This is a genomic window from Hymenobacter sp. BT491 (genome assembly GCF_014349165.1).
Classification (GTDB): domain Bacteria; phylum Bacteroidota; class Bacteroidia; order Cytophagales; family Hymenobacteraceae; genus Hymenobacter; species Hymenobacter jejuensis.
The window spans coordinates 754,021-777,532 of the sequence record NZ_JACSJJ010000003.1 but is presented as its reverse complement, the minus strand read 5'-3'; the positions used below and the strand labels follow the sequence as shown (position 1 = coordinate 777,532).

Annotated in this window: 17 protein-coding genes and 1 riboswitch; of the genes, 9 read left to right on the top strand and 8 right to left on the bottom strand. The window is 54.9% G+C overall.

Annotation, left to right across the window (positions count from 1 at the left end):
- The first annotated feature begins 195 nt into the window (after positions 1–195).
- Positions 196–1,698 carry a cysteine--tRNA ligase gene (gene cysS / locus H9I52_RS14875; RefSeq protein ID WP_187454480.1) on the top strand — a complete coding sequence of 501 codons (1,503 nt, stop codon included), beginning with the start codon at positions 196–198 and terminating at the stop codon, positions 1,696–1,698.
- A 154-nt stretch (positions 1,699–1,852) separates the two neighbouring features.
- On the top strand, positions 1,853–2,878 hold the full coding sequence (locus H9I52_RS14870; RefSeq protein ID WP_187454479.1) for a M28 family peptidase: 1,026 nt from the start codon (positions 1,853–1,855) through the stop codon (positions 2,876–2,878).
- An 80-nt stretch (positions 2,879–2,958) separates the two neighbouring features.
- On the opposite strand, the gene H9I52_RS14865 is transcribed toward H9I52_RS14870, so the two are convergent.
- From H9I52_RS14865 to H9I52_RS14845, 5 genes are all read right to left on the bottom strand, one after another.
- A complete protein-coding gene (locus H9I52_RS14865; protein WP_187454478.1) occupies positions 2,959–3,864 on the bottom strand; it encodes an LD-carboxypeptidase in 906 nt (301 codons plus the stop codon).
- 102 nt (positions 3,865–3,966) lie between these two features.
- Positions 3,967–5,223, bottom strand: coding sequence for a homoserine dehydrogenase (locus H9I52_RS14860; RefSeq protein WP_187454477.1), 1,257 nt, complete (start codon positions 5,221–5,223; stop codon positions 3,967–3,969).
- Between the two features lie 63 nt (positions 5,224–5,286).
- Entirely contained in the window at positions 5,287–6,318 is a 1,032-nt protein-coding gene (gene metX, locus H9I52_RS14855; RefSeq protein ID WP_187454476.1) for a homoserine O-acetyltransferase MetX, read from the bottom strand.
- A 262-nt stretch (positions 6,319–6,580) separates the two neighbouring features.
- Positions 6,581–7,966 (bottom strand): O-acetylhomoserine aminocarboxypropyltransferase/cysteine synthase family protein, encoded by a 1,386-nt coding sequence (locus H9I52_RS14850; protein WP_187454475.1) that lies wholly within the window; start codon positions 7,964–7,966, stop codon positions 6,581–6,583.
- Between the two features lie 383 nt (positions 7,967–8,349).
- Positions 8,350–8,463: riboswitch (SAM riboswitch) on the bottom strand.
- 405 nt (positions 8,464–8,868) lie between these two features.
- A complete protein-coding gene (locus H9I52_RS14845; protein ID WP_139515808.1) occupies positions 8,869–9,168 on the bottom strand; it encodes a LysM peptidoglycan-binding domain-containing protein in 300 nt (99 codons plus the stop codon).
- 168 nt (positions 9,169–9,336) lie between these two features.
- Between H9I52_RS14845 and H9I52_RS14840 the strand changes: the two genes are divergently transcribed.
- The gene (locus H9I52_RS14840; protein ID WP_222940509.1) at positions 9,337–9,828 is read left to right on the top strand and encodes a copper resistance protein NlpE; all 492 of its coding nucleotides are present in this window, start codon (positions 9,337–9,339) and stop codon (positions 9,826–9,828) included.
- A gap of 124 nt (positions 9,829–9,952) precedes the next feature.
- On the opposite strand, the gene H9I52_RS14835 is transcribed toward H9I52_RS14840, so the two are convergent.
- The gene (locus H9I52_RS14835) at positions 9,953–11,020 is read right to left on the bottom strand and encodes a lysylphosphatidylglycerol synthase transmembrane domain-containing protein (protein ID WP_187454473.1); all 1,068 of its coding nucleotides are present in this window, start codon (positions 11,018–11,020) and stop codon (positions 9,953–9,955) included.
- Between the two features lie 220 nt (positions 11,021–11,240).
- Here H9I52_RS14835 and dxs point away from each other — a divergent pair, with 220 nt between their 5' ends.
- The 3 genes from dxs to H9I52_RS14820 all read left to right on the top strand — a co-directional run bounded on the left by dxs (position 11,241) and on the right by H9I52_RS14820 (position 15,805).
- The gene (gene dxs, locus H9I52_RS14830) at positions 11,241–13,181 is read left to right on the top strand and encodes a 1-deoxy-D-xylulose-5-phosphate synthase (RefSeq protein ID WP_187454472.1); all 1,941 of its coding nucleotides are present in this window, start codon (positions 11,241–11,243) and stop codon (positions 13,179–13,181) included.
- A 172-nt stretch (positions 13,182–13,353) separates the two neighbouring features.
- Positions 13,354–14,109, top strand: a complete 756-nt coding sequence (locus H9I52_RS14825; RefSeq protein ID WP_187454471.1) for an alpha/beta fold hydrolase — start codon at positions 13,354–13,356, stop codon at positions 14,107–14,109.
- Between the two features lie 766 nt (positions 14,110–14,875).
- Positions 14,876–15,805: a T9SS type A sorting domain-containing protein gene (locus tag H9I52_RS14820; protein WP_187454470.1), complete on the top strand. Its 930-nt coding sequence runs from the start codon at positions 14,876–14,878 to the stop codon at positions 15,803–15,805.
- A gap of 98 nt (positions 15,806–15,903) precedes the next feature.
- Here the strand turns inward: H9I52_RS14820 and H9I52_RS14815 are convergent, their stop codons facing one another.
- Positions 15,904–16,920: an aspartate-semialdehyde dehydrogenase gene (locus H9I52_RS14815; RefSeq protein ID WP_187454469.1), complete on the bottom strand. Its 1,017-nt coding sequence runs from the start codon at positions 16,918–16,920 to the stop codon at positions 15,904–15,906.
- A 295-nt stretch (positions 16,921–17,215) separates the two neighbouring features.
- Between H9I52_RS14815 and H9I52_RS14810 the strand changes: the two genes are divergently transcribed.
- From H9I52_RS14810 to H9I52_RS14800, 3 genes are all read left to right on the top strand, one after another.
- Entirely contained in the window at positions 17,216–19,759 is a 2,544-nt protein-coding gene (locus H9I52_RS14810) for a lamin tail domain-containing protein (RefSeq protein WP_187454468.1), read from the top strand.
- 72 nt (positions 19,760–19,831) lie between these two features.
- Entirely contained in the window at positions 19,832–21,316 is a 1,485-nt protein-coding gene (locus tag H9I52_RS14805; RefSeq protein WP_187454467.1) for a DUF1800 family protein, read from the top strand.
- A 74-nt stretch (positions 21,317–21,390) separates the two neighbouring features.
- The gene (locus H9I52_RS14800; protein ID WP_187454466.1) at positions 21,391–22,602 is read left to right on the top strand and encodes a DUF1501 domain-containing protein; all 1,212 of its coding nucleotides are present in this window, start codon (positions 21,391–21,393) and stop codon (positions 22,600–22,602) included.
- Between the two features lie 27 nt (positions 22,603–22,629).
- Here the strand turns inward: H9I52_RS14800 and H9I52_RS14795 are convergent, their stop codons facing one another.
- Positions 22,630–23,493 carry a transporter gene (locus H9I52_RS14795; protein ID WP_187454465.1) on the bottom strand — a complete coding sequence of 288 codons (864 nt, stop codon included), beginning with the start codon at positions 23,491–23,493 and terminating at the stop codon, positions 22,630–22,632.
- Positions 23,494–23,512: the final 19 nt, after the last annotated feature.

Here is a 23,512-nt window from a genome sequence, read left to right as displayed (position 1 = left end):
ATACACTTTGACTTTTGTGCCATACATACTTCACCTAGGACTTTGTTGTGGATAAAAACCCCGTTTAAAGGCGTTGAGAGGGCATTTGGTTATTTCTCCTGCTAAATGTAACGGCAGCCAACTAGGCACGTTCAACCCCAACCCACGTCATGATTTTGCGCCGGGTCACCCGTCAAATCTTCCTACTTTTGCCAGATGCAGCACTCGCTTTCGCTTTACAATACCCTTACTCGTCGCAAAGAAGCTTTCCAACCCTTGCATCCGCCTTTCGTGGGCGTTTATTTGTGTGGCCCAACCGTTTACAACGACGCGCATTTAGGCAATGCCCGCGGTCCCGTCGTGTTTGACGTGCTGGTGCGCTACCTGCGGCACCTCGGCTACACGGTGCGCTATGTGCGCAACATCACCGACGTTGGCCACCTCGAAAGCGACGCCGACGAAGGCGAGGACAAGATCTCGAAAATGGCGCGCGCCGCCCAGTTGGAGCCCATGCAAGTGGCTGAATACTACGCCAATCGCTACCATCGCTACATGGAGGTCTTGGGTTGCGTACCACCCGACATTGAGCCCCGCGCCAGTGGCCACATCACTGAGCAGATCGGCTTGATTCAGGAAATCTTGGACAATGGGTTTGCCTACGAAGTCAACGGGTCGGTATATTTCGATGTGCCGCGCTACAACGAGCAGCACCGCTACGGTAAGCTTTCGAACCGCGTGACTGAGGAGCTGCTCGCCGGCACCCGCGACAACCTCGCCGGCCAAGACGAAAAGCGCTCGCCGCTCGACTTTGCGCTCTGGAAAAAGGCTTCGCCGGCCCATCTTATGCACTGGCCTTCGCCGTGGAGCGAAGGCTTCCCCGGCTGGCACCTTGAGTGCTCGGCCATGAGCCGCAAATACTTAGGCGCCGAGTTCGACATTCACGGCGGCGGTTTGGACCTGATGTTTCCGCACCACGAGTGCGAAATTGCTCAGAGCCAGGCCAGTCACTCGCATTCCGACGAAGCCCGCGTGTGGATGCACAACAACATGATCACGGTGAACGGGCAGAAGATGAGCAAGTCGTTGGGTAACTTCATTACCATCAATGAGTTATTCGACGGCTCCAACGCCACGCTCAGCCAAGCTTACTCACCCATGACGGCGCGCTTTTTCCTGCTGCAAGCCCAATACCGCAGCCCCGTCGACGTGAGCGACGAGGCTTTGCAAGCAGCGCGCAAGGGCTACCGCAAGCTGATGAATGGTCTGCGGCTACTCGAAAAACTGCGTTTGCCAGAAGGCGTTGAGAGACAGGTAGATACCTCAGCAGCCGATGCAGAGTTGCGCAAGCTCATCAGCGACTGCTTCGCCGGTCTCAACGACGACCTGAACACGGCGCGTGCCATTGCCAGCTTGTTTAACCTGCTACGCAAGCTCAACGGCTACAATGCCAATCTGGCTTCGCTAGCGGCCGTAAGCGAAGCGGCTTTGCAAGAAGCGATGACTACGTATTCGACGCTGGTGACGGATATTCTGGGTCTTGTAGATGAGCCTCGCGCCAATGCCGAGCAATTGCTGGGCCTGACGTTGCAGTTTTACCAGGAAGCCAAGACCGTAAAAGATTATGGCAAAGTCGATGAAATCAGGGCCGCGTTGAAAGAGCAAGGCATTGTGATCAAAGACACCAAAGCCGGCGTCGACTGGGCTTACAGCGAGGAATAGCTTGCCGTGCAGAGTAAGCTACAGTATCGAAGGGCATGCGAAACAAAGTCGAAGCACCTTTTCTGGTTAGTAATTTCTCTTTTTGATCAGCACCACAACGAAGCGGGAGAGATGCTTCGACAAGCTCAGCCTAACGAGCGATTTTAAAACCTCTATGAACTCGAAAACCCTTTGGCTGGCACCTGTGCTGGCGGCGCTGGTATCGCTTGCGGGCTGTACGGACAACAAAACGAAATCGGTAGAAACCGAGGCTTCCGCAGAGGCGAAGGTGCCCGCGGCTCCTAGCTTCAGCGCCGATTCGGCGTTTGCGTTTACAGCCAAGCAGGTAGCTTTCGGGCCGCGCGTGCCCAACTCCAAGGCACACGTTGCCACCGGCGATTGGATTGTTAAGAAGTTTAGAAGCTACGGGCTGACGGTGCAAGAACAGCCTTTTGAGGCCATGGCGTTTGATGGTAAAATGCTGCGCTCGCGCAACATTGTGGCCCAGTTTCAGCCGAAAGCAACCCGCCGCGTAGCCGTATTCACGCACTGGGACACGCGCCCCTTCGCCGACAAAGACAAGCAGAAGAAAAACGCGCCCCTCGACGGGGCCAGCGACGGGGCCAGCGGTGTGGGCATTGCGCTCGAAATGGCGCGCGTGCTGGCCGCCCAGCCCGATAGCTTGGCTCCGAATGTGGGCATCGACTTCATCCTGTTCGACTCCGAGGACTACGGCTACGATTCCAGCACGCAGAGCGAACTAAAGGATCAGCTCGGGGTGCAAGGCAAGGACAGTTGGTGCTTGGGCTCCCAGTATTGGGCCGAGCATTTGCTGCCGGCCAACTACAAGCCCAGCTACGGTATTCTGCTCGACATGGTAGGTGCTAAAGACGCCAAATTCAGTCGGGAAGAGCAGTCGCGGCAATACGCGCGCGACGTAGTTGACAAGGTCTGGAACACGGCAGCGCGCATCGGCTACTCCGACTTTTTCCTGTTTCAGGACTCACCCGGCATCACCGACGACCACGTGTACACCAACAAAGCTGGCGTGCGCACCATCGACATCATCGACCATTTGCCCGTTGGCGATGAGTACTTTCCGGCGTATCACCACACCACGCAGGACAATATGGCCATCATCGACCGCCGCACGCTGAAAGCCGTAGGGCAAACGGTTCTGCAAACCATCTACCAAGAGTAGACGATTGATAATCAGTTGATTATATAAAAAGGCCTCGGTTGGATAAGCGAGGCCTTTTTCGTGATTAAGTTGCTGATACATTATTGAAAGTACTCGACTTTCGTGCCTGCGTGGCTCACCGTCAATCGCGTTCGCCGCCCGCAGATTAAGGCCAGATTGTGCGGTTCGTGGCCTACTGGAAAGCCGTAGGCAACCGGAAAATTGTACTTGCGGGCATACGTGTCGATGATTTCGTAGGGCGTCTGGCCAAACGGCACGGCATTGTCCTGCGGATTGGTGAAGTGGCCCACGATCAGACCGGCAAGCTGACGGAGTTTGCCAGTGCGTTCGAGGTGCACCATCATGCGGTCGATGCTGTAGAGGTATTCCTCGATGTCCTCCAAAAACAGAATGCGGCCGGCGTAGGAGCAATCGGAGGCGGTGCCCGTAATGGTTTGGAGCAGGCTGAGGTTGCCGCCAAAAAGCTCGCCTTCGGCCGTGCCTACTTGGTTGAGTGGGTGCGCCGCAACCTCGTACGCTACCGATTCGCCAAACAAGGCCCGTCGCAAGCTTTCAAGCGCTTCTTCGCCGCCGGATTGGTGAAAAATAAAGGGCATTACCCCGTGAATGCTTTCGTGGCCCAGCTTCAGCAGATGGCAGTTGAGCACGGTGATGTCGCTGAACCCGGCAATCCACTTGGGGCTTGCGGCAAAACGCGAAAAGTCGATTGCGTCGATGATGCGGGTGGTGCCGTAGCCGCCGCGGGCACACAGAATTGCCCGGATTTCGGGCGCGTCGAGCATGCGCTGAAAATCGCGGGTGCGCAGCTCATCCGAACCGCCAAACTGATGGTGCTCAGCCGATACGCTTTCCCCCAACACCACTTTCAAGCCCCAACCCTGGAGAATATCGACGGCGGCAGCAACTTCTTCGTGCGACACTTTGCGGGCCGTACAAACAATGGCAACGTGGTCGCCAGGACGAAGCGAGGGGGGCATGGTAGGCATAAGAAACGGTAGAATGACGGCCGCAAACCTACGCAACAATCAGCCTTGGCGGGACACACAAAACCGCCAAAACGCAACTATTTGTTAATCAATAAGTTGTGATTAAGCGGTCAAGACAGTCGTTTCTGAAATAACATTGGCCTTCGCCTGAAGCAGCCTGATCTTGCCGGTGCGCGCCACAAAGGTCCCGGAACGCCGCAACGCGTCGCGGTGACGGAGGAACTGCGCCAAGGATACGTAACCAACTGCGTAGCCTTCGGCTGGGTTATCCTGCGATATCTCACTGAATGTTACTAGGTTACTGGCATCTTCATCGGGCCGACGTATATATACTTCCACTTCAAGATCAGTGGTGTACGTGGGCTTTTCAGTGGTTGTGAGCTTGGCGTAGGAATAGCGCAGCCCCGCCCTTAGCGCCACCAAGTCGGCCAGCACAGCCGAGCCTGTTGGGTGCCCACCGGCCCCGCGACCGCTCAGAAACTGCGTGCCGGCGTACGTAGCTTCAAGAACAACGCCGTTGAACTCGCGCTCGACCGCGTAAAGCGGCGCTGTAGGCGCCACAAATTGCGGCGTTACAAATGCGGTTATGCGCCCATCGGGCAGCTTTTGCAAGCTGGCCACCACCTTGATTTTCTGGCCCAAAGCAGCGGCGTAACGGATATCCTGTGCGGTAATGTTCTCGATGCCAAGGTTTAATACTTGTTCCGGCTCTAGGAGCAAGCCGTAGGCGTGCGCGGCCAAAATGGTGGCTTTGCTGCGCGGGTCAAATGCAGCCATGTCGAGCGTCGGGTCGGTTTCGGCGAAACCCAGTGCTTGCGCTTCAGCCAAGGCCGGCGTGTAGTCGGAGCCTTCTTCGGTCATGCGGCTGAGCACGTAATTCGAAGAGCCGTTGAAAATGCCGCTTACCGATTCGAGCGGTTCGTGGCTGAAATACGCATCCAGGGTCCGGACGATGGGAATGCTGCCGCACACTGCCGCCTCATACAGCAACGTACCGCCAAATTCGCGCTGCAATGCCACCAACTCCGTCAGATGGCGCGCCACCATCGCCTTGTTGGCCGTCACGATGCGGCGGCCTTGGCGCAGGGCCGTGCTTACCAGCCGAAACGCTTCGGTTGGGTCGTCGATGACCTCTACCAGAATGTCCAACTCAGGGTCCTGCAAGAGATCGTCGGCGTGAAAATCGAAACGATCGTGCGGAAGCGGCCGCGCCTTGGTTGGGTTTTTGACGGCAATGCGCCGGATGTGAGCGTTCAGTTCCGGCAGCTTTTCCAGGATATCGTATAAGCCCTGCCCGACGCAACCAAAGCCAATGAGACCAATTTGAAGAGGGCGGTCAGCAGATTTAGTAGTTGGCATAGATGAAGAAAGAGTAATCCGATTAAATTGTTAAATAATTTATAATCAATATGTTATAAACTGTCAATGGGCGAAGGTATGCGCGTAAAAGCGCTCCAGAAAATGCGTGATTTGGTCGGTTTCGATCAAGAAGCCGTCGTGGCCATACTGCGAATCCATTTCGGCATACACCGCACCCGGAATGTGGCGAGCCAGTAGCTGCTGCTCGCTGGGTGGAAAAAGCACATCCGACGTGATGCCCAGCACCAGCGTACGGGCCCGAATCTGGCCCAGCGCCGCGGCAATGCCGCCCCGGCTGCGGCCTACGTTGTGCGTGTCCATGGTTTTGGAGAGCGCAACGTAAGTGTAAGCATTGAAGCGAGCCACGAGCTTGTCGCCCTGGTACTGCTGATACGAGTTGGCCCGAAAGCCATCGATGGTATCGTCCACCGTTTCGGCTTGGGTGAGCCCGTAGGCTTCGTAGCTGCGGTAGCTAAGGAGCGCAATGGCGCGCGCGGCGCGCAGCCCCTGCTGACCACCGGTGGGCGTATTTTGGTTGTAAGTGCTATCTGCTTGAATAGCAAGTCGTTGTGCTTCGTTAAAAGCAATGCCCCAGGGCGAATGCTGGGCGTTGGTCGCTAGCACTACCAAGTTGCCAAAAAGGTCGGGTTGCTGAATCGCCCATTCCAGTGCCTGTTGGCCGCCGAGCGAGCCGCCGATTAGGGTATGAATTTTTCGGACCCTCAAATGCTGCCGCAACTGCTCGTGCGCCGTCACCATATCGCGAACGGTGAGCAGCGGAAACCGACTGAAAAGCACCTCGCCAGTCGCCGGATCGGGCGTTAGGGGGCCTGTAGAGCCGTAACACGAACCCAGAATATTGGCGCAAACAATAAAGTACTCGGCCGGATCAAAGTGACAATTCTCCCCAAACAACCCCGGCCACCACTCCAAAACGTTGGAGTTGGCGGTGAGCGCGTGGCATACCCACACCACATTGTCGTGGTTGGCATTGAGCGTGCCATACGTATGGTACGCCACCTGTACATGCGGCAGCGTGGCGCCACTTTCGAGCGCTAGAGGATGGGATAAGGTGAAAAATTGACTATCGACCATAAAGTAAATGCGTGTTGCAGAAGCTCAAGGGGTAAGCTTTGCAAGGATTTTCAATAGCCCGCGGGCTGAACCTGCTGGATCGGAGGCAGTCGGTCCCACCCAAAAAGATCCCTCGATCCGGTTCAGCCCGGGCTACTAAAGGATGGTCAAAACGGCTCCCTCTCTCACAAAAAAACCGTTCTACCGTCCGCAATGCGGCAACTCCCGAAAGAAGGCGGTGACCGTTGCGACTCGTCGCCGCGTCCACCGCCCAACCTCTCACTTACACTTCCAGGGGTTGCGCATGTTCTTTTTCGGGCTGCAACAACGTGCTGCCCACTTCTTCCGCTTGCAGCGGCGCTTCATTGCGAACGGCTTCGAAGGCCTGCGCCAGATCGGCACGGATGTCTTCAAAATGCTCGATGCCAACCGACAGGCGCAGTTGCGTAGGCGCTACACCAGCGGCGCGCTGTTCGTTGTCGGAGAGTTGTTGGTGCGTGGTAGCCGATGGCTGAATGATGAGCGTCTTGGCATCGCCTACGTTGGCTAAGTGGCTCACCAACTTTAGGTTATCAATAAATTTGGTGGCCGTTTCCTTGCTGCCTTTGATGGTGAAGGTGAGCACGCCGCCGAAGCCGCGCTTTAAGTACTTCTGCGCCAAGGCGTTATAGGGGCTGCTCTTTAGGCCAGGATAGTTCACGCTCTCGACCTGCGGATGCTGCTCCAGCCAAGTGGCCACCCGCAGTGCATTTTCTACGGTGCGGTCGACGCGCAACGACAGGGTTTCGAGGCCTTGCAACAGCTGGAAGGAGTTGAAAGGGCTGATAGACGGCCCAAAGTCGCGCAAGCCCTCTACCCGCGCCCGGATGATGAAGGCAATGTTGCCAAACGGGCCGTTTTTGCCGAATACGTCATTGAAAACCAAGCCATGATAACCTTCGGAAGGCTCCGTAAACTGCGGAAATTTGCCGTTGCCGAAGTCGTATTTGCCGCCGTCCACGATCACGCCGCCGATGCTGGTACCGTGGCCGCCGATCCATTTGGTAGCCGACTCCACTACGATGTGCGCGCCGTGCTCCAGGGGGCGGAACAAGTAGCCGCCAGCGCCAAACGTATTGTCTACAACCAGCGGCAGGTCGTGCTTCTCGGCAATGGCGGCAATGCGCTCAAAATCAGGCACGCTGAAGCTGGGGTTGCCGATGGTTTCGAGGTAAATCGCCTTGGTTTTGTCGTCGATCAACTGCTCGAAATGATCGGGATTATCGCCGTCGGCAAAGCGAACCTCAATGCCCAAGCGCTTGAAAGCCACTTTGAACTGGTTGTAAGTGCCGCCGTAGAGGAACGACGAGCTAACAAAATTGTCGCCGGCCTGGAGGATATTGTTAAGGGAAATGAACTGAGCAGCCTGACCCGAACTGGTTGCTAGCGCTGCTACGCCGCCTTCGAGGGCAGCTACACGCTGCTCAAACACGTCGGTAGTTGGGTTCATCAAACGGGTGTAGATGTTGCCGAACTCCTTCAGGGCGAAGAGGTTAGCGCCATGTTCTGCGCTTTTGAAGACGTAGGAGGTTGTCTGATAAATCGGAACTGCGCGGGAGCCGGTAGTCGGATCGGGTTGTTGGCCGGCGTGTACTTGGAGGGTTTCGAAGTGCAGGTTTTGCGTAGACATAAAGATGCTGTGATTAGGAAGTGTCAGAAGGAGGAAGATGCTGTAAATCAGGGCGTAAGCGACGGACGGCTTAGGCGAAGCTCCTCAAGAGCGCAAGGCTGCGCTGAGGCAGGAAAAACCCGTCGGAGAGCGTACCAAGACGCTGCAAGACGCAGTTTTACGGTAAGTACAGAGGGGAAGGAAAGGAGGCTAGACTCGACTTAGCGAGTTAGCAACAACAGGTGCAACAGCGGCACATTCGCATTCGCATGACTACACCTTCGGGGCGGCTAAGAGCAGCGGCAACCGAAACACGAATACCCATTGGCAAACCGGCGTGCAGAAAAGCAGCCGTGGCAGATGGGTACGAGGGGGCGAAAGCGAAAGAGTTTTGCATGGCACTCAACTTATATTCCCCGTCGGCGGATGCCGGGCCGGGCAGGAATTGGCACCTTTCGCGCGGTCGAAGGTTGCCAGCGGGTCACGGAGCCTGATCTCTCGCCGCTTCTGTATAAATTTTGAAAACTACCCCGCCGCGAGCGGGGGAGTACCGGGTTGGTAGCTGCAAATGTACAACCGGATTTGACATACGCAAATCCAGGACAATATTTTTTGCGCGGCCTAGTCGGCAGTTTATGAGATACTTAGCTAAAAAAGAACGGAAGCACAGGAAAAATATTTTGCTTAATGACCCGAATAACGGTTTCAGTAAGCTGCTGATTTGGCTTCCGAATCGCTGTTATTCTTCAAGTGTTACTAAGCAATTCTGCGTGGCTTCGTACTTCTTGCCCGAAACCTTTACACACAGGGTGTCTTATAAAGAAGAATCATTCTAAATATCTAAAAATCAATAGCTTATATGTAAAAAGGCTGCCTCCAGTTGGAAGCAGCCTTTTTGCCTGGTTATGTAAGAGAATAAGAGCTTAGCTCTTAGGCAACGTAAGCACTTGGCCTACCTCAATGTGATCGGGATTGCTGCCGATAATACCTTTGTTGGCTTCGTAGATCTGGTGCCATTTGGCCGCATCGCCATAATGATTTTTGGCAATTTTCGACAGCGAGTCACCACTTACGACAGTGTACGTGTCGCCTTGCGTAGTAGCAGAGGCAGGTTGGGCGCTGTTGCCACCAAAGAAATCGGTGTTACCCGCATTCTGGTTGGGCTGATTAGCCGGTTGAGCAGGTTTTTCTTCGCCTTTATTCAGAAAATCAAACAGTCCCATAGTGTGTAAAGCTTTAGATTAGAGAGTAGGGAAAAACTTCGGCAGTGGGCAAGTGCACCATTGCCACGACATCAGGGGAGCTTACGCGTTTAGGATGAATAAGTTGTAGTGCCGGAAGCTCAAGTGTTGGGTGCTAACTCTTTTGGCGGGTCTGCCGTAATAGGCGCTATGTCTGATGCCGCACAGTTCCACCCAGCGGCTATCAACAAGCCTACTGCTCACCTTCCTAACCCTTACAACGTACCCATGAAAACCTCCCTTTCTCCCTTCCGGTATTTGGCCAGCTTGCTGGTGTTAGTCGCTTTGCTGACCGCAAGCTGTAGCCAAGAAAATAAAGTTGGCGAAACCAACCTGCTTTACGGTACCGATAGCAAAGTCTGGAAAACCGACAAAGAAACCTCTGCCACCGGCGATAAAGTGGCGCAAACCAGCGCCGACAAGAAGACCGAGCTCCGCTTCTATGCCAACGGCAACTTCAACATGTCGTCGCCCACCCAAACAATGCAGGGTACTTACACCTTTGACCAAGCCGCTAAAAAGATCACGTTGACGCCTGCGGGTGGCCCCAATTCCATGAGCTTTGACGTAGTTAATCTGACCAAAAATGAGATTACTCTCAAAGCCCCAGATGGCTCGCAGATGATGCTGGAAGCTGACTAACAGCATTGAAAATACAATTTTCTAACCCTAAAAAAGCCCTTCTGCGCTATGCAGAAGGGCTTTTTTAATGGCTAAGTGATCTGAAAAATAACTTGCAACTTATTTATAATCAAATAATTGTGAACTAGGGTGCTGGTTGCTTGACGAACACCCGTGAAATCCAGCGGGGCAGGAAGATGGCCCCGAGCACGAGGTACATGTAATACGTCACGATGCGGTACAGGAGCACAATAAAGTTGGTCATCGTGGGCGTACCGATGAACTTGCCGAAAAACGTCGGGAAAGCCCCTTCGGCAATGCCCGCCCCGCCCGGCGTGATGGCAATGAGCAGAATAACTTTGTACGTAAGGTTGCGCCCGAAAATGAGCGCAAACTCGTTGGCGTTGACATCAACGAAAGCCGCTATTATACAGCCGATTACGGCATAGCGAGCCGTCCAGACAAAGGCTGTGGAAAGTGCAGCTCGAAGCCAGTAGCCTGCACCGTTGCCGCGGAGCTGCGCCGAAGCCCATACCATCTCGTTGCCGTGCTGGTACGCTTTGGCCCGCCAGCGCCGCAGCCCCCGAATTGAAAAGAAACGGACCAAGAAGCGCTTGACAGACAAGGGATTAATAAAAATCGCATAGAGCATTAGGCCGGCGTACAGCGTGACCGAAACGTAGCTCACCACAAACGCTACCCGCAACGTAGCCACCAACCCGCCTTGCAGTGCCTCGTGCGGATACAGGGCGTCGCCGGCTACCCACACCACCAGCGGTACCATGATGACATAATACAAATTGTCGAGCATGGCCGTTGCCATCACGTATGCCAATGATTTGCCGAGCGTAATGCCTTCTTTATTAAGTAGAAAGGGTGCTATGGCCGTGCCACCCACTGCCGAAGGCAGCACGCAGGACGCAAATTCCCAAATCATGATTACGTCCAAGCTAGCCCGCCAGCTCAGGGCCCGCTCTGACATGTGCCGGATACGGTACACGTAACCTAAGTCGCGGGCTAGCAGCACCACCAGCATAATGGCCAGCCAGTGCAATTTCGCATTGGCCAGCGGTGCCAGATCGCCGGGTTTATAACTGCGCCAAAACATAAAGCCCACCACGCTCAGGCCAATCAGGACGGGCAGCACGATGCGCGAAGGCCGGAGCTTATCGAGCAGCTGCTGGTCTTCCTGATTGTTCTGCGTGAGCGGCATAGGCGAGGGGGTGAGGTGGAGCGTAAAAGTAGAGAATCTTGGGTGGCGGCGCTGTTAAATCCAGATTAAGAGGCCCTAACGATATGGCGATGGCAACAACCGGTAGCTTGGAAAAATCGTAACTTTGTCTGTTGTACGTAGCAGAATACTCAGGTTACAGCCTAACCTTTTAAAGCACGTGCCTGTTGCCTTGCTGAATTCTACTTTTGCCTTATAGAATATGATTGTCGAACCTGGTGAATTGCTGGCGGCTATAAACTCGCCCAACGACCTAAAAAAGCTCAGCCAAGATCAGCTGGTACAACTCAGCCAGGAGCTCCGGCAGTTCATTATCGACTCGGTTTCGATTTACGGAGGCCACTTTGGGGCCTCACTAGGGGTAGTAGAACTAACGGTGGCGCTGCACTACGTTTTCAACACTCCTTACGATCAGCTGGTGTGGGATGTAGGCCACCAAGCTTACGGCCACAAAATCCTGACCGGACGCCGCGACCAGTTCCCCACCAACCGTCGCTATGGCGGCATGTCGGGCTTTCCGAAGCGCAAAGAGAGTGAGTATGATGCCTTCGGCGTAGGCCACAGCAGCACCAGCATAGGCGCGGCTCTGGGTATGGCTGTTGCCTCTGATTACAAGAAAGAGTTTGACCGTCAGCACATTGCCGTAATCGGCGACGGTGCCATGACGGCCGGAATGGCTTTTGAGGCGCTCAACCATGCCGGCGTAACCAACACCAATCTGCTGGTTATCCTCAACGATAACTGCATGAGCATCGACCCCAATGTGGGTGCACTCAAAGAATATCTGACCGATATCACTACGTCGCGCACCTACAACAAAGTGCGCGACGAGCTCTGGAATGTGCTGGGTAAGCTGAGCAAATTCGGCCCCAACCCCCAGCAGATTGCCCGCAAGGTAGAGCAAGCTATGAAAGCTACTTTGTTGAAACAGAGTAACTTATTTGAAGCCCTGAAATTCCGCTATTTCGGTCCGGTCGATGGGCACGACGTCGACCATCTGGTTACGATTCTGCGCGATCTCAAGAGCATTCCGGGCCCCAAGCTGCTGCACTGCGTTACGGTGAAAGGCAAAGGCTACGCCTTGGCCGAAAAGGACCAGACGCTGTGGCACGCGCCGGGCTTATTCGACAAAATCACGGGCGAGATTTACAAGAAAGTCCCCGACAAGCCCCAACCGCCCAAGTACCAGGATGTATTCGGGCATACGCTGGTAGAGCTGGCCGAGCAAAACGATAAGATCATGGGCGTGACGCCGGCGATGCCTTCGGGCTCGTCGTTGAACATCATGATGAAAGCCATGCCCGACCGCGCCTTCGACGTGGGCATTGCTGAGCAACACGCGGTTACCTTTTCGGCAGGCTTGGCCACGCAGGGGTTGGTGCCGTTCTGCAATATCTACTCATCGTTCATGCAACGGGCTTATGATCAAGTAGTTCACGATGTGGCGTTGCAAAATCTGCACGTCGTATTCTGCCTCGACCGGGCCGGTTTTGCCGGCGCCGACGGCCCTACGCACCACGGCTGCTACGATATTGCCTATATGCGCTGCATCCCGAACATGGTGGTTTCGGCCCCAATGAACGAGGAGGAGCTGCGCAACCTGATGTACACCGCCACGCTGCCCGAAAATGCCGGCCCCTTCAGCATCCGTTACCCGCGCGGCGAAGGTGTGATGCCGGAGTGGCGCAAGCCTCTCAAGAAACTTACCATCGGTACCGGCCGCGTGGTGCGCGATGGAGAAGGCGTAGCCATTCTGAGTATTGGGCACATTGGCAACTATGCGCAAAAGGCTGCTAATCAATTGGTTGCAGAAGGGCTAAACCCTGGCCACTACGACATGCGCTTCTGCAAACCGTTGGACGAGGAAATGCTCCATAATGTGCTGCGGCAGTACAAAGCCATCGTAACCGTAGAAGACGGTTGCCTGCAAGGCGGCTTTGGCGCGGCCGTGCTGGAGTTTATGGCCGATCATGGGTACTCGCTGCCCGTGAAGCGCCTGGGCATCCCCGACCGCGTGGTAGAACACGGCTCTCAGGATGAGCTTTATAAGGAATGCGGCTTCGACGCGAATGGCATTGCTGAGGCAGTTCGCTCCTTAACTGCCAAAGCCACAGTGGCTTCAGTAGTAGAAGTGACTTTGTAGAACTACAATTCTTTCATCCAAAATTATTGCGAAGCCGAGGTAGCTACTGCTGCTTCGGCTTCGCTGCGTTTGCGAATTACTTGCAAGACGCTGGATCATAAGCCAAAATTTGGCTTGAGCTATCGAAAGAAAGTACAAGTAAAGCGATCACCATTCGCCGTATATCCATCCTATGCCTCAACGCCCCGCACTCGTTTTCCTGCATGGCTTTGCCGAAAGCCGCGAAGTCTGGGCGGAATTCGTTCAAGGCTTCCCCAAACAATACAAGCTGCTTTTACTTGACTTGTTAGGCTTTGGTGATAACTATTTCAGTAGCAATGACTTATCGATGGAAGCGCAGGCAGAACACGTGGCCGAGCAACTTCACATAGCCGGCGTAGAAAAAGCCGTACTCATCGGGCACTCGATGGGCGGCTACGTGGCCTTAGCGTTTGCGGAAAAGTATCCGGCGCAGGTCGCGGGTCTCTGCCTATTCCATTCCTCTGCCCAAGCCGATACCGGCGCAAAGAGGGCCAATCGCGATAAAAACATCCATTTCGTGGAACGCCACGGCGTCGAGAAGTTTATGGGTTCCTTTATCCGTCCGCTGCTGGCCCCCGCCAACCGCGATCGGCTAGCCCATCGCGTTGCTTTCCTGGAAGATATTGCCAAGTCGGCGTCGAAGGAAACCATCGTCAACGGTATGCGCGCCATGCGCGACCGCCCCGATCGCACGCATGTGTTGCGTGAGGCGACGTTTCCGGTGCTGTTTATCGTGGGCAAAGAAGATGTAGCTGTATCGCTGGAAGCCTCGCTAGAGCAAGTCGCGCTGCCGCCTAATAGCACGGCCCTGTTTCTGGCTGATGTAGGCCACATGGGGTACTTTGAGCAGCCAGATGAAACGCGGCGCGCTGTGCTGGAGCTAGCGAAAGCCAGCTGGGGTCTTTAGTTCTTGACAACCCATATGGACCTGGCTTTAGGGCGGCTTGTGATGTAAGCAATAATTGAATAATTTGTATTATATAAATAATGACTAAATAGTGATAATAAAGCAAACAGTATTTTTAGTGGATAAAATTTGCTTAAAATGGTGAAATTGAAGATGTTGCTTGGGATGTAGTTTAAACCTGTAAATTTGATTTTTGTATAAAACAAAGTTGTTCGCATCATACAAAAATCAACATATGAAAAAACTTTACACGCTTTTAAGCTGCTTCGGCCTGCTTCTGTTTTTGCTGCCATTTGTAAGCAATGGCCAGGGTTGCAACAATGATGTGAGCATCAATTATCCAGGAGGCGTAATCACGGGAAATAGTGGAACGTCTAAAACTGTAGCTACTTGTCCTACCGGTAACGCCTTTCAGATTCAAGGAACATCTGGCACGATAGGAGCTGTTCTGACTTGGACCGTACAGGTTGGTAACGGAGTTGCACAACCCATCTCTGGAACAGATTCCAAAGATGCTGCAGGCTTATCCTATAGTACCCTACAAATCAATCCTACGGTTCAGACGACTTACAAACTGACTAGTATTGTTACAAAAGGTCAAAATGGAGCAACGTGCCCTGATAAGACCTCAAACATTACTATTGTTGTAAACCCGACACTAAAGGTTGGTGCTGCTAACGATGTTACGCTTATTTGTTCCGGTAGCACCACTACCCTTACGGCGACGGGTGCCAGTAGTGGCACGTACACTTGGTCAGCTCCTGGCATGACGACGGTATCAAATGCAGGTGCACTGAATGTGACTCCTGTCGTCACCACTACCTACACCGTTAGTGCTACTACCTCTTGCGGTACCAGCACCCAACAAATTACTCTTACGGTTCCGGGGCTCACAGTTGCGCCAGCTGCGCCTACCATTAACTTGGGTAGCTCTGTTACTCTTACCGCTTCGCCCAATATTTCGGACGTTAGTAATTATAACTGGTCACCTTCAACTGGGCTGAACACAACCACAGGAACCACTGTTACTGCCAGCCCCGCTGTTACGACTACCTACACCGTTACCGCTGCCACAACAACTTCGTGTGGCCTAATTTCCAAAACCGTCACGGTAACTGTGGCGAAACCTATGCCAGTAGAGCTAGCAAGTTTTGCGGCTACCTGGACCGGCAAAAATCCTTTCCTGACCTGGACTACCGCTTCTGAAAAAAACAGCGCTTATTTTGATGTCGAGCGCAGCTTTGACGGAAAAACCTTCCAAGCCATCGGTCAGCGCCCCGGTGCTGGCACAACGTCCAATCGCACCAACTACCAGTTCTCGGATCTGGGCCTGACGGAAACTGTTGCCAACACTGTGTATTATCGTCTGCGTCAAGTAGATGCCTCAGGTGAAGCAGCATACTCTCCGGTGCGTACAGTACAGGTGCCGGCGGTAGCGCGAGCTTTCAAAGCGGATGTTTTCCCCAACCCTTACCAAGACGTCGTAACCGTGCGATTTACCCCCGCCGGTACCGGGGCAGTTACACTAACTGCGCACGATATGTTGGGTCATATTCTGTTTACCAAAACCATAGCAGTAGGCGAAGGCACGCAGGATATTCCATTGCCGCAAGCTACAGTGTTGCAGGCGGGCGTGTACTACCTAACAGTACAGCAAGGCAACCAGCAGCAAGTGCTGAAAATGAGCCACCAATAAGAGTTAAGCCTCGCGCCCACTAAAAAGGCCAGAACCGTAAATGGATCTGGCCTTTTTAGTAGCTTATAAGGTAAAGCGGAGTAAGCAGGTAGAAGGTATTAGCTTACCGCTACTGCTTCTTTCAGCAATCCAAGCTTAATCATATGCTCCGCGATCTGTACGGCGTTGGTTGCAGCGCCTTTACGCAGGTTATCGGCTACCACCCACATATTCAATGTGTTGGCTTGCGATTCATCGCGGCGAAGACGGCCAACCAGCACGGCATCTTTGCCGTGGGCATCTTTGGGCATCGGGTATTGGTTGTTGGCCACGTCGTCGACAACTTCTACGCCATCGGTTTCGCGTAGCAGCCGGTATACGTCTTGTAGGTCAAAATCACGCTCAAACTCCACGTTTATTGCTTCCGAGTGGCCGCCCATCACGGGAATGCGAACGGCGGTAGCAGTTACTTTGATGGAATCATCGCCCATGATTTTCTTGGTTTCCTTCACCATTTTCATCTCCTCCTTGGTGTAGCCATTGTCTTCGAACACGTCGATGTGAGGCAGCACGTTCAGGTCGATGGGGTGGGGATAGGCTTTCGGCGCAGCATCGGGCGTGCCGGCGCGCTCGGCCATGAGTTGGTCTACCGCTTTTTTGCCGGTACCGGTTACGCTTTGGTAAGTGCTTACTACAATGCGCTTTATCTTATACGCCTCGTGCAGCTTGTGCACTGCCAAGACCATTTGAATGGTCGAGCAGTTAGGATTAGCAATGATCTTGTCGTCCGGAGTGAGCTCTTTGGCATTGATCTCGGGCACCACCAGCTTCTTGGTGGGGTCCATGCGCCAAGCCGAGGAGTTGTCGATCACGACGGTGCCCACTTCGGCAAAGCGGGGCGCTTGCTCCTTCGAGACCGAGCCGCCCGCCGAAAAAATAGCCACGTCGGGCCGGGCGGCAATAGCCGCATCCATGCTCACGACCGGATACTTTTTGCCTTGAAAATCAATGAGTTGTCCTACCGATTTTTCGGAGGCAACGGGCAGAAGTTCTGTGACCGGGAAATTCCGCTCGGCCAGTACCTTCAACATTTCGCCCCCGACCAGGCCGGTGGCGCCTACTACAGCTACTTTCATGATTGGGGTGAATAAAAGAACAAGCCAACTGGCTCTAATCGTAAATATCGGCAAAACCTGCTTATTCAGCAGGGAGTGATTTTTGGTGAGTGGGCAGCTTTCTGGCAATAATTATATTTATCTTGCTGCCCCTAAGCCTGCATTCGAGTCATTAGCTAGCTTTTACGCTTTAGGAGCAGGAGAATCTATTTTAGTGCTATTATATAAATAATTGATTGTGAATAAGTTGTGTATTTGCCTGATCTGGGCAGGGGTATGCATTTTGTGCTTTCCTGGTTTTGTAAGGGCTCAATTTGTGGAATCCTTTGCCGACGGTGATTTTGCTCAAAATCCTACTTGGACGGGTGATGTAACTAGTTTTCAGGTTAATGCGCTGAAGCAGCTACAAAGCAACGGTCCGGCCGTTACCGGCACGACGCTGCAACTGGCGACACCCAGCCAAGTAGCAACGGGCGCGACTTGGGAGTTCTATGCCAACCTGAAGCTGGCTACGTCGGGCAGCAACTATGCCGACGTATGGCTAACCGCTGATCGGGCCGAACTGAAAACGGCGGGCACCAAGGGCTACTTCGTGCGCTTGGGTGGCACAGCCGATGAAATAGCGCTCTTCCGCCAAGACGCTACGGGCAGCCCGGCCTATGTCATCAACGGGAAAGATGCGACCCTCACTTCGGCCAATAACAACGCCGTGCGAGTGCGTGTAACACGTTCAGTAGCAAACGAATGGACGCTGGAGCGGGACTTTACGGCCACCAGCCAGGGCTACGTGAGCGAAGGCACCGCTACGGACGCTACCTATCGGAGCAGCGCCTATTTTGGCATAAAGCTCGTGTATTCCGCGGCTAACAGCCGCAACTTTTACTTCGACGATTTTCGTGTTTCGGACACCACGCCGCCTGCTCTGATAGGTGCCAAAACGACCGCCAGCCGCCAGCTGGATGTGACTTTTTCGGAAGCCGTAGCAGAAGTGCAAAGTGCCGTGAATTACCGGCTTGCTTCCGGCGCCACCGCGCTCACCGCCCAGCGCGACGCCACCGATCCTACGCTAGTGCACCTAACGTTCAGAGCCGATCTGCCGCTCGGAAACCTGGTGCTGGAAGTGCTCAATGCCACAGATTTGTTCGGAAATGCCGTAGCAGGGCCGCTTTCAATAAGCTTTGTAAATCAGGGCTTTGCGGTAGCGCCCACCGTCAACCAAGTGCTGATCACCGAGATTATGGCCGACGAAACGCCCGTCGTTGGCCTGCCCGCCTCAGAATATTTAGAAATCCATAACCCGAGTGCTACCGCTTTGCTGGACTTGGCCGGCGTGCGGCTGCTCAAGCAGGGCAGCAGCACGGCCGCTGTGTTTCCGGCTGGCGCGGTGCTGTTGCCGGGCGAATACGCGGTGGTGTGCAGCAGCACTCGGATCAGCCAGTTTGCCGCGTATGGGAAGGTATTGGGGCTGAGCAACTTCCCGAGCTTAACCAACGCCGGCGATCAGGTGGTGTTGCGCGGGCGCGATGGCCGCACGCTGTTTGAAGTCTCATACTCAGACACTTGGTACAAGGACAGCCGTAAGAAAGACGGCGGCTGGGCGCTGGAAATGGTCGACGTAACGAACCCTTGCGCCGGTATCACCAACTGGACGGCCAGCACCGATGCTAGCGGCGGTACGCCCGGCCGCCTCAACTCCGTGCGCGCCACCAACCCCGATACTACGCCGCCCGCGCTGCTGCGCGTCGTAACGCTTTCTCCGACTTCGCTGCGGCTGTTTTTCGGTGAAAAGCTCGACAGCACAGCCATGCTTTTGCCGGCTTTATACTCGCTGGGCTCCGCGAACACAGTCATCAAAGCAGTGCCGCAAGGGCCTGATTTTAAGATTGTTGATCTGACTCTGGCTACGGCTCTGCAAGCTAATCAGCCCCAAACCGTAACCGTGCAGCACGCTACCGATTGCGTGGGCAATGCGGCCGGTCCGGCGGCTTCTGCTACGTTTGCGTTGCCCAGTGCTCCTGCTAGTAACGATGTGGTAATCAACGAGATATTGTTTAACCCGCGCACGGGCGGCGTTGACTTTGTTGAGTTGCTGAATCGCTCGGGCAAGTACCTGGACGTGCAGGGGTGGCAGCTCATCAATGCCCGTACCGACAGCTCAGCCGACGCCCAGCCCGTGAGCGCAGCTTCCTATGTGCTGGCGCCGGGGCAGTTGGTGGTACTCACCACGCGCCCCGATATCGTGATCAGTCACTACCCTACCAACGATCCGGCGGCTTTCCTGGTCATGCCGCGCTTGCCTTCGTTGCCCGACGATGCCGCTGTGTTGGTACTCGCCGATGCCGTCGGCCGCACACTCGACCGGTATGCGTACGACAAGAAGCAGCATCTGGCCTTGCTCAACGATCTCAACGGTGTGTCGATCGAACGCATTCGCGCCGATGGGCCGAGTCAGCCAAGTAACTTTCATTCAGCAGCCAGCACAGTTGGGTATGCTACGCCGGGTCGGCAAAACTCACAGTATCAAGGTGATATAGCCGGGGATAAAGTCTTTCGGGTAGAGCCCGAAGTGTTCACTCCCGATGGAGATGGCCAGCAGGATTTTACCACGCTCAATTACCAACTGGACCAAGGCGGTTTTGCCGCCAGCGTAACCATTTACGATGCCCAGGGTCGCCTCATGCGCCGCCTCGTCCGCAACGAAACGCTGGCTACGAGCGGCTTTTTCCAATGGGATGGCCTCACCGATCGGGGCACGAAAGCGCCGATTGGCTACTACGTTCTGTTCGTTGAGCTCTTTCAGGCCAGCACTGGGCAGAAGCAGGAATACAAGAAAAATGTAGTGGTCGGGGCGCATTTTTAAGCGGCAACCGGCTTAGTCTATTAAACCCAGCCGGCCAAAACGCGTCCAAACAGCGAACCTTTGTAGCTCGCAATGACGACGACGCAACAGCATTTGCAGCATTTATACTGGCGAGCCGGTTTCGGTCCGTTGCCGGAGGAGGTAACAAAGACGGGCTCGATCAGGAAGGCGGTGCACGCGCTGTTCCGAGCCTCTGATAAAGTCGAACCGCTCGATAGCCCGGCCATGCACTTCGCCGAAGCAAAGGCCACAATGGCCGCTTCCGCGCCTGTGCCAACGATGGATTCGCAGGTGGCCGGCATGCGGACTACGCCAGAAGCTTCGCTGATGCGGCGCGGCCTGACTCCTGAGCAGCGCAAGCTCGATAATGAGCAACGACGCGACGCTTTTTATGCCATGAACGTGGGCTGGCTTGACCGTATGGCCACGTCGCCGGCGCAGCTGCGCGAGAAAATGACCTTCTTCTGGCACGGCCACTTTGCCTGTCGGGTGCGGCAGCCGGAGGCCGCGTTGCAACTCAATAACACCATTCGGCGGCTGGCGTTGGGCAAGTTTGGTGATTTGCTGCTGGCCGTTTCGCAAGAACCGGCGATGCTGCAATTCCTTAATAATCAACAAAATAGAAAACAGCATCCCAACGAGAACTTCGCGCGGGAAGTGATGGAGCTGTTTACGATTGGGCGCGGGCACTACACCGAGCAAGATGTAAAAGAGGCAGCCCGCGCCTTCACCGGCTGGTCGGCCGACGAAAACCACCAGTTTGTGTTTCGGGCCCGGCAACACGATGATGGGCCCAAAACATTCATGGGCCGCACAGGCAATTGGGGCGGCGAAGATGTGCTCAAAACCCTTTTGGAGCAGTCCCAAACGGCCGAATTTATCACGACGAAGCTCTACCGCTTTTTCGTCAACGACGTGCCCAATCCGGCGCACATTCTGCCGCTGGCCAAGTCATTTTACCAGAGTCAGTACGACATCAGCTTGTTGTTGGAGCGCTTGTTTACGGCCGAATGGTTTTATGACGCTGCCAATATGGGCAACCGCATCAAGTCGCCGATTGAGCTGCTGGCTGGCATCAAGCGTACGTTTGGTTTGCAACTAGATGATAACAAGCTGTTTGTGACTTTTGAAAAAGCGTTGGGCCAAACCTTATTCGAGCCGCCCAACGTGGCCGGCTGGCCCGGCGGCCGCAGTTGGATTGACAGCTCATCGTTGGCGATTCGGCTGCAATTGCCTCAGGTATTGTTTCGAAATGCCGAGTTTCGGATCGCGCTCAAGGAAGATGAAAACGATATTGCGCCCACGGTGCCGCGCGCGGAGCGCACCTTCCGCCAGCCTGTGAAAGCCCATGTTCGGCTGGCGCCGCTCACGCAGCTATTGGCTGGCACAGCGCCGGCCGAGCAGCCGGCTAAGCTGAGTGCTTTTCTGCTGCAAACGCCAATTCGGCCCGAAAATCTGGTTTTGATACAGCGACAGGCCGACCGCGCGCCGGCCGACGACCGCTTGCGTGCGGTGATTACCAGCCTGCTGGCTTTGCCGGAATACCAGCTGATGTAGGAACGCGTTGCGCGCCCTGACTTTCCTGTAATTCCTCAACTTGGGGCGGTAAGCCGCTTCTCATGTCGTTGGTTATGCCTACTTCCCGTCGCAATTTTCTGAAAACTTCGGTGCTGGCCAGCTCGCTGCTGTTCGTGCCTAAATTCCTGCATGCACTTGATCGTCAAGGGCTAACACGAATGCGCGACTCCAACGGGCGGCGCTTGGTGGTAGTGCAGCTGGGAGGGGGCAACGACGGCCTGAATACGATCATTCCGTACCGCAACGACCTGTATTACAACGCGCGCCCTACGCTCGGCATCAAGCCGCAGAGTGGCATTCTGATGCTGGAGAAGGACCTGGGTTTCAATCCGTCCATGACGCGCCTGAAAGCGCTCTACGACGAAGGGCACGTGGCTGTGCTCAACAGCGTGGGCTACCCCAACCCGGATCGCTCGCACTTTCGCTCGATGGATATCTGGCAAAGTGGCTCAGCATCAGATCAATATGTGACTACCGGTTGGCTGGGGCGCTATCTAGATTCGAACTGCCCCGGCTGCGAGCTCCCTTACAACGGCCTGGAAGTAGACGACACGCTGAGCTTGGCGATGAAGGGTAATGTGCGCAAAGGCTTAGCACTCAAAAACCCCGAGAAATTTCACCAGATAACTCAGAATCAGTTGATTGCTAAAATTAGTGGGGAGAAGGCCAACACGGGCGGCTCGGAGCTGGATTACCTCTACAAGACCCTGACCGAAACGGCCTCGTCGGCCGAATACTTGTACCAGACTTCCAAAGTGTACAAATCCGGCGTGTCGTATCCCAACACGGAATTTGCGAAGAGCCTGAAAACCACCGCCGAACTGATCAACAGCGGCATCGAATCGCGGGTGTTTTACGTGTCGCTTTCGGGCTTCGACACGCACGTGCGCCAGCAGGAACAACAGGCGAAGCTATTGGGCAATCTGTCGGATAGCCTCGGAGCTTTTGCCGAGGATCTGCAAAAAAGTGGCGAGTTTGAGAATACGCTCGTGCTGGTGTTTTCGGAGTTTGGCCGGCGCGTGTCGCAAAACGCCAGCAACGGCACCGACCACGGCACAGCCAACAACGTGCTGCTGCTGGGCGGCGGATTGCGGCAAAAAGGCGTGCTCAACGATGCGCCAGACCTGCAAAACCTCGACCAAGGCGACCTCAACTATCAGGTGGATTTCCGCAGCGTTTATGCCACCGTGCTCCGCGACTGGCTGCGCGCCGACGATACAGTCATTCTGGGCCAGGAATTTGCGCGACTCAGGGGTTTAGTGTAATTATATAACTAACTGATTGTAAATTAGTTATATTCTGAAGCTTAGGCCTAAGAAGTACTCGCGGTCGATTTCGCGGGTAAGGGCAAGGTGAGCGCCGCCGTCGAGAATTACGTTGTCGCTGATGTTGAACTGCGGGCCCAAGTTGACGGACGCCTGCCACGACGATTGGCGCGTATCCCACTGCCCCACGATTTCGACGAAGCTGGAAAATTTCTTCGAAAACTCGTAGTCGATGGCCGAGCTGGGGGAGACGCGCACGAAGCGCTCCCCGGCTTCTGAGTCATAGCGCAGGTCGTTTTCTAGCTGCACTTGCAGGTTGAGCTTCTTACTAAAATCGTAGCTGTAGGGTATGATAAGCCCGTATTCTGCCTTTTCGTTGCCGACGTTGCGCCCAGCCGGCAGGCGCACGTAGCCGACTACCGCCAACGCGCCGGGCTTGCCGTGCTCGCCCAAGATGCTGCGCTTCAGCCGCAACGTGACGTCGCCGAAGCCTTGGTTGCGTTCGGGTTCCTGGTGTTCGTCCCATTGTTTTTCCCACGAATACGAGTCGATACCGACCTGAAAATCCATGCGCTGGGTAAGGCCCAGCTTGATCAGCGCGTGGTTGACGTTGAAATCGCGCTCGCGGTGCTGCTTGTCCCGGCTGTTAATCAGCCGAAACAAGTCCGTCTCCAGCTGAAAATGCCCGGCATCGACGGTATAAGGGCTTTCGGTAACGCCCGGCCGGTCGGGGCGCAGCTCCTGCAACGAGTCGCGCGGCACGGGCCGGAAAAGCGTGTAAAACTTGCCTTTGGCCGGAGTCGAGCCTACTTCCTGCGCCTGGCTGCTTTGGGGCAAACCCATGAGCAAGAGTACGAGCAAGAGCAACAGCGGAGTACAACGTGCTTTCATAGCGGGGGAGGGGAGAGGT

Bases quoted from the DNA above. Each gene is read 5' to 3' on its own strand.
- H9I52_RS14820 (WP_187454470.1), top strand. From the start codon at position 14,876: ATGACGACGGTATCAAATGCAGGTGCACTGAATGTGACTCCTGTCGTC.
- H9I52_RS14815 (WP_187454469.1), bottom strand. From the start codon at position 16,920: ATGAAAGTAGCTGTAGTAGGCGCCACCGGCCTGGTCGGGGGCGAAATG.
- H9I52_RS14835 (WP_187454473.1), bottom strand. From the start codon at position 11,020: ATGCCGCTCACGCAGAACAATCAGGAAGACCAGCAGCTGCTCGATAAG.
- H9I52_RS14840 (WP_222940509.1), top strand. From the start codon at position 9,337: ATGTCTGATGCCGCACAGTTCCACCCAGCGGCTATCAACAAGCCTACT.
- dxs (WP_187454472.1), top strand. From the start codon at position 11,241: ATGATTGTCGAACCTGGTGAATTGCTGGCGGCTATAAACTCGCCCAAC.
- H9I52_RS14805 (WP_187454467.1), top strand. From the start codon at position 19,832: ATGACGACGACGCAACAGCATTTGCAGCATTTATACTGGCGAGCCGGT.
- H9I52_RS14800 (WP_187454466.1), top strand. From the start codon at position 21,391: ATGCCTACTTCCCGTCGCAATTTTCTGAAAACTTCGGTGCTGGCCAGC.
- H9I52_RS14845 (WP_139515808.1), bottom strand. From the start codon at position 9,168: ATGGGACTGTTTGATTTTCTGAATAAAGGCGAAGAAAAACCTGCTCAA.
- H9I52_RS14850 (WP_187454475.1), bottom strand. From the start codon at position 7,966: ATGTCTACGCAAAACCTGCACTTCGAAACCCTCCAAGTACACGCCGGC.
- H9I52_RS14795 (WP_187454465.1), bottom strand. From the start codon at position 23,493: ATGAAAGCACGTTGTACTCCGCTGTTGCTCTTGCTCGTACTCTTGCTC.
- metX (WP_187454476.1), bottom strand. From the start codon at position 6,318: ATGGTCGATAGTCAATTTTTCACCTTATCCCATCCTCTAGCGCTCGAA.
- cysS (WP_187454480.1), top strand. From the start codon at position 196: ATGCAGCACTCGCTTTCGCTTTACAATACCCTTACTCGTCGCAAAGAA.
- H9I52_RS14860 (WP_187454477.1), bottom strand. From the start codon at position 5,223: ATGCCAACTACTAAATCTGCTGACCGCCCTCTTCAAATTGGTCTCATT.
- H9I52_RS14870 (WP_187454479.1), top strand. From the start codon at position 1,853: ATGAACTCGAAAACCCTTTGGCTGGCACCTGTGCTGGCGGCGCTGGTA.
- H9I52_RS14865 (WP_187454478.1), bottom strand. From the start codon at position 3,864: ATGCCTACCATGCCCCCCTCGCTTCGTCCTGGCGACCACGTTGCCATT.
- H9I52_RS14825 (WP_187454471.1), top strand. From the start codon at position 13,354: ATGCCTCAACGCCCCGCACTCGTTTTCCTGCATGGCTTTGCCGAAAGC.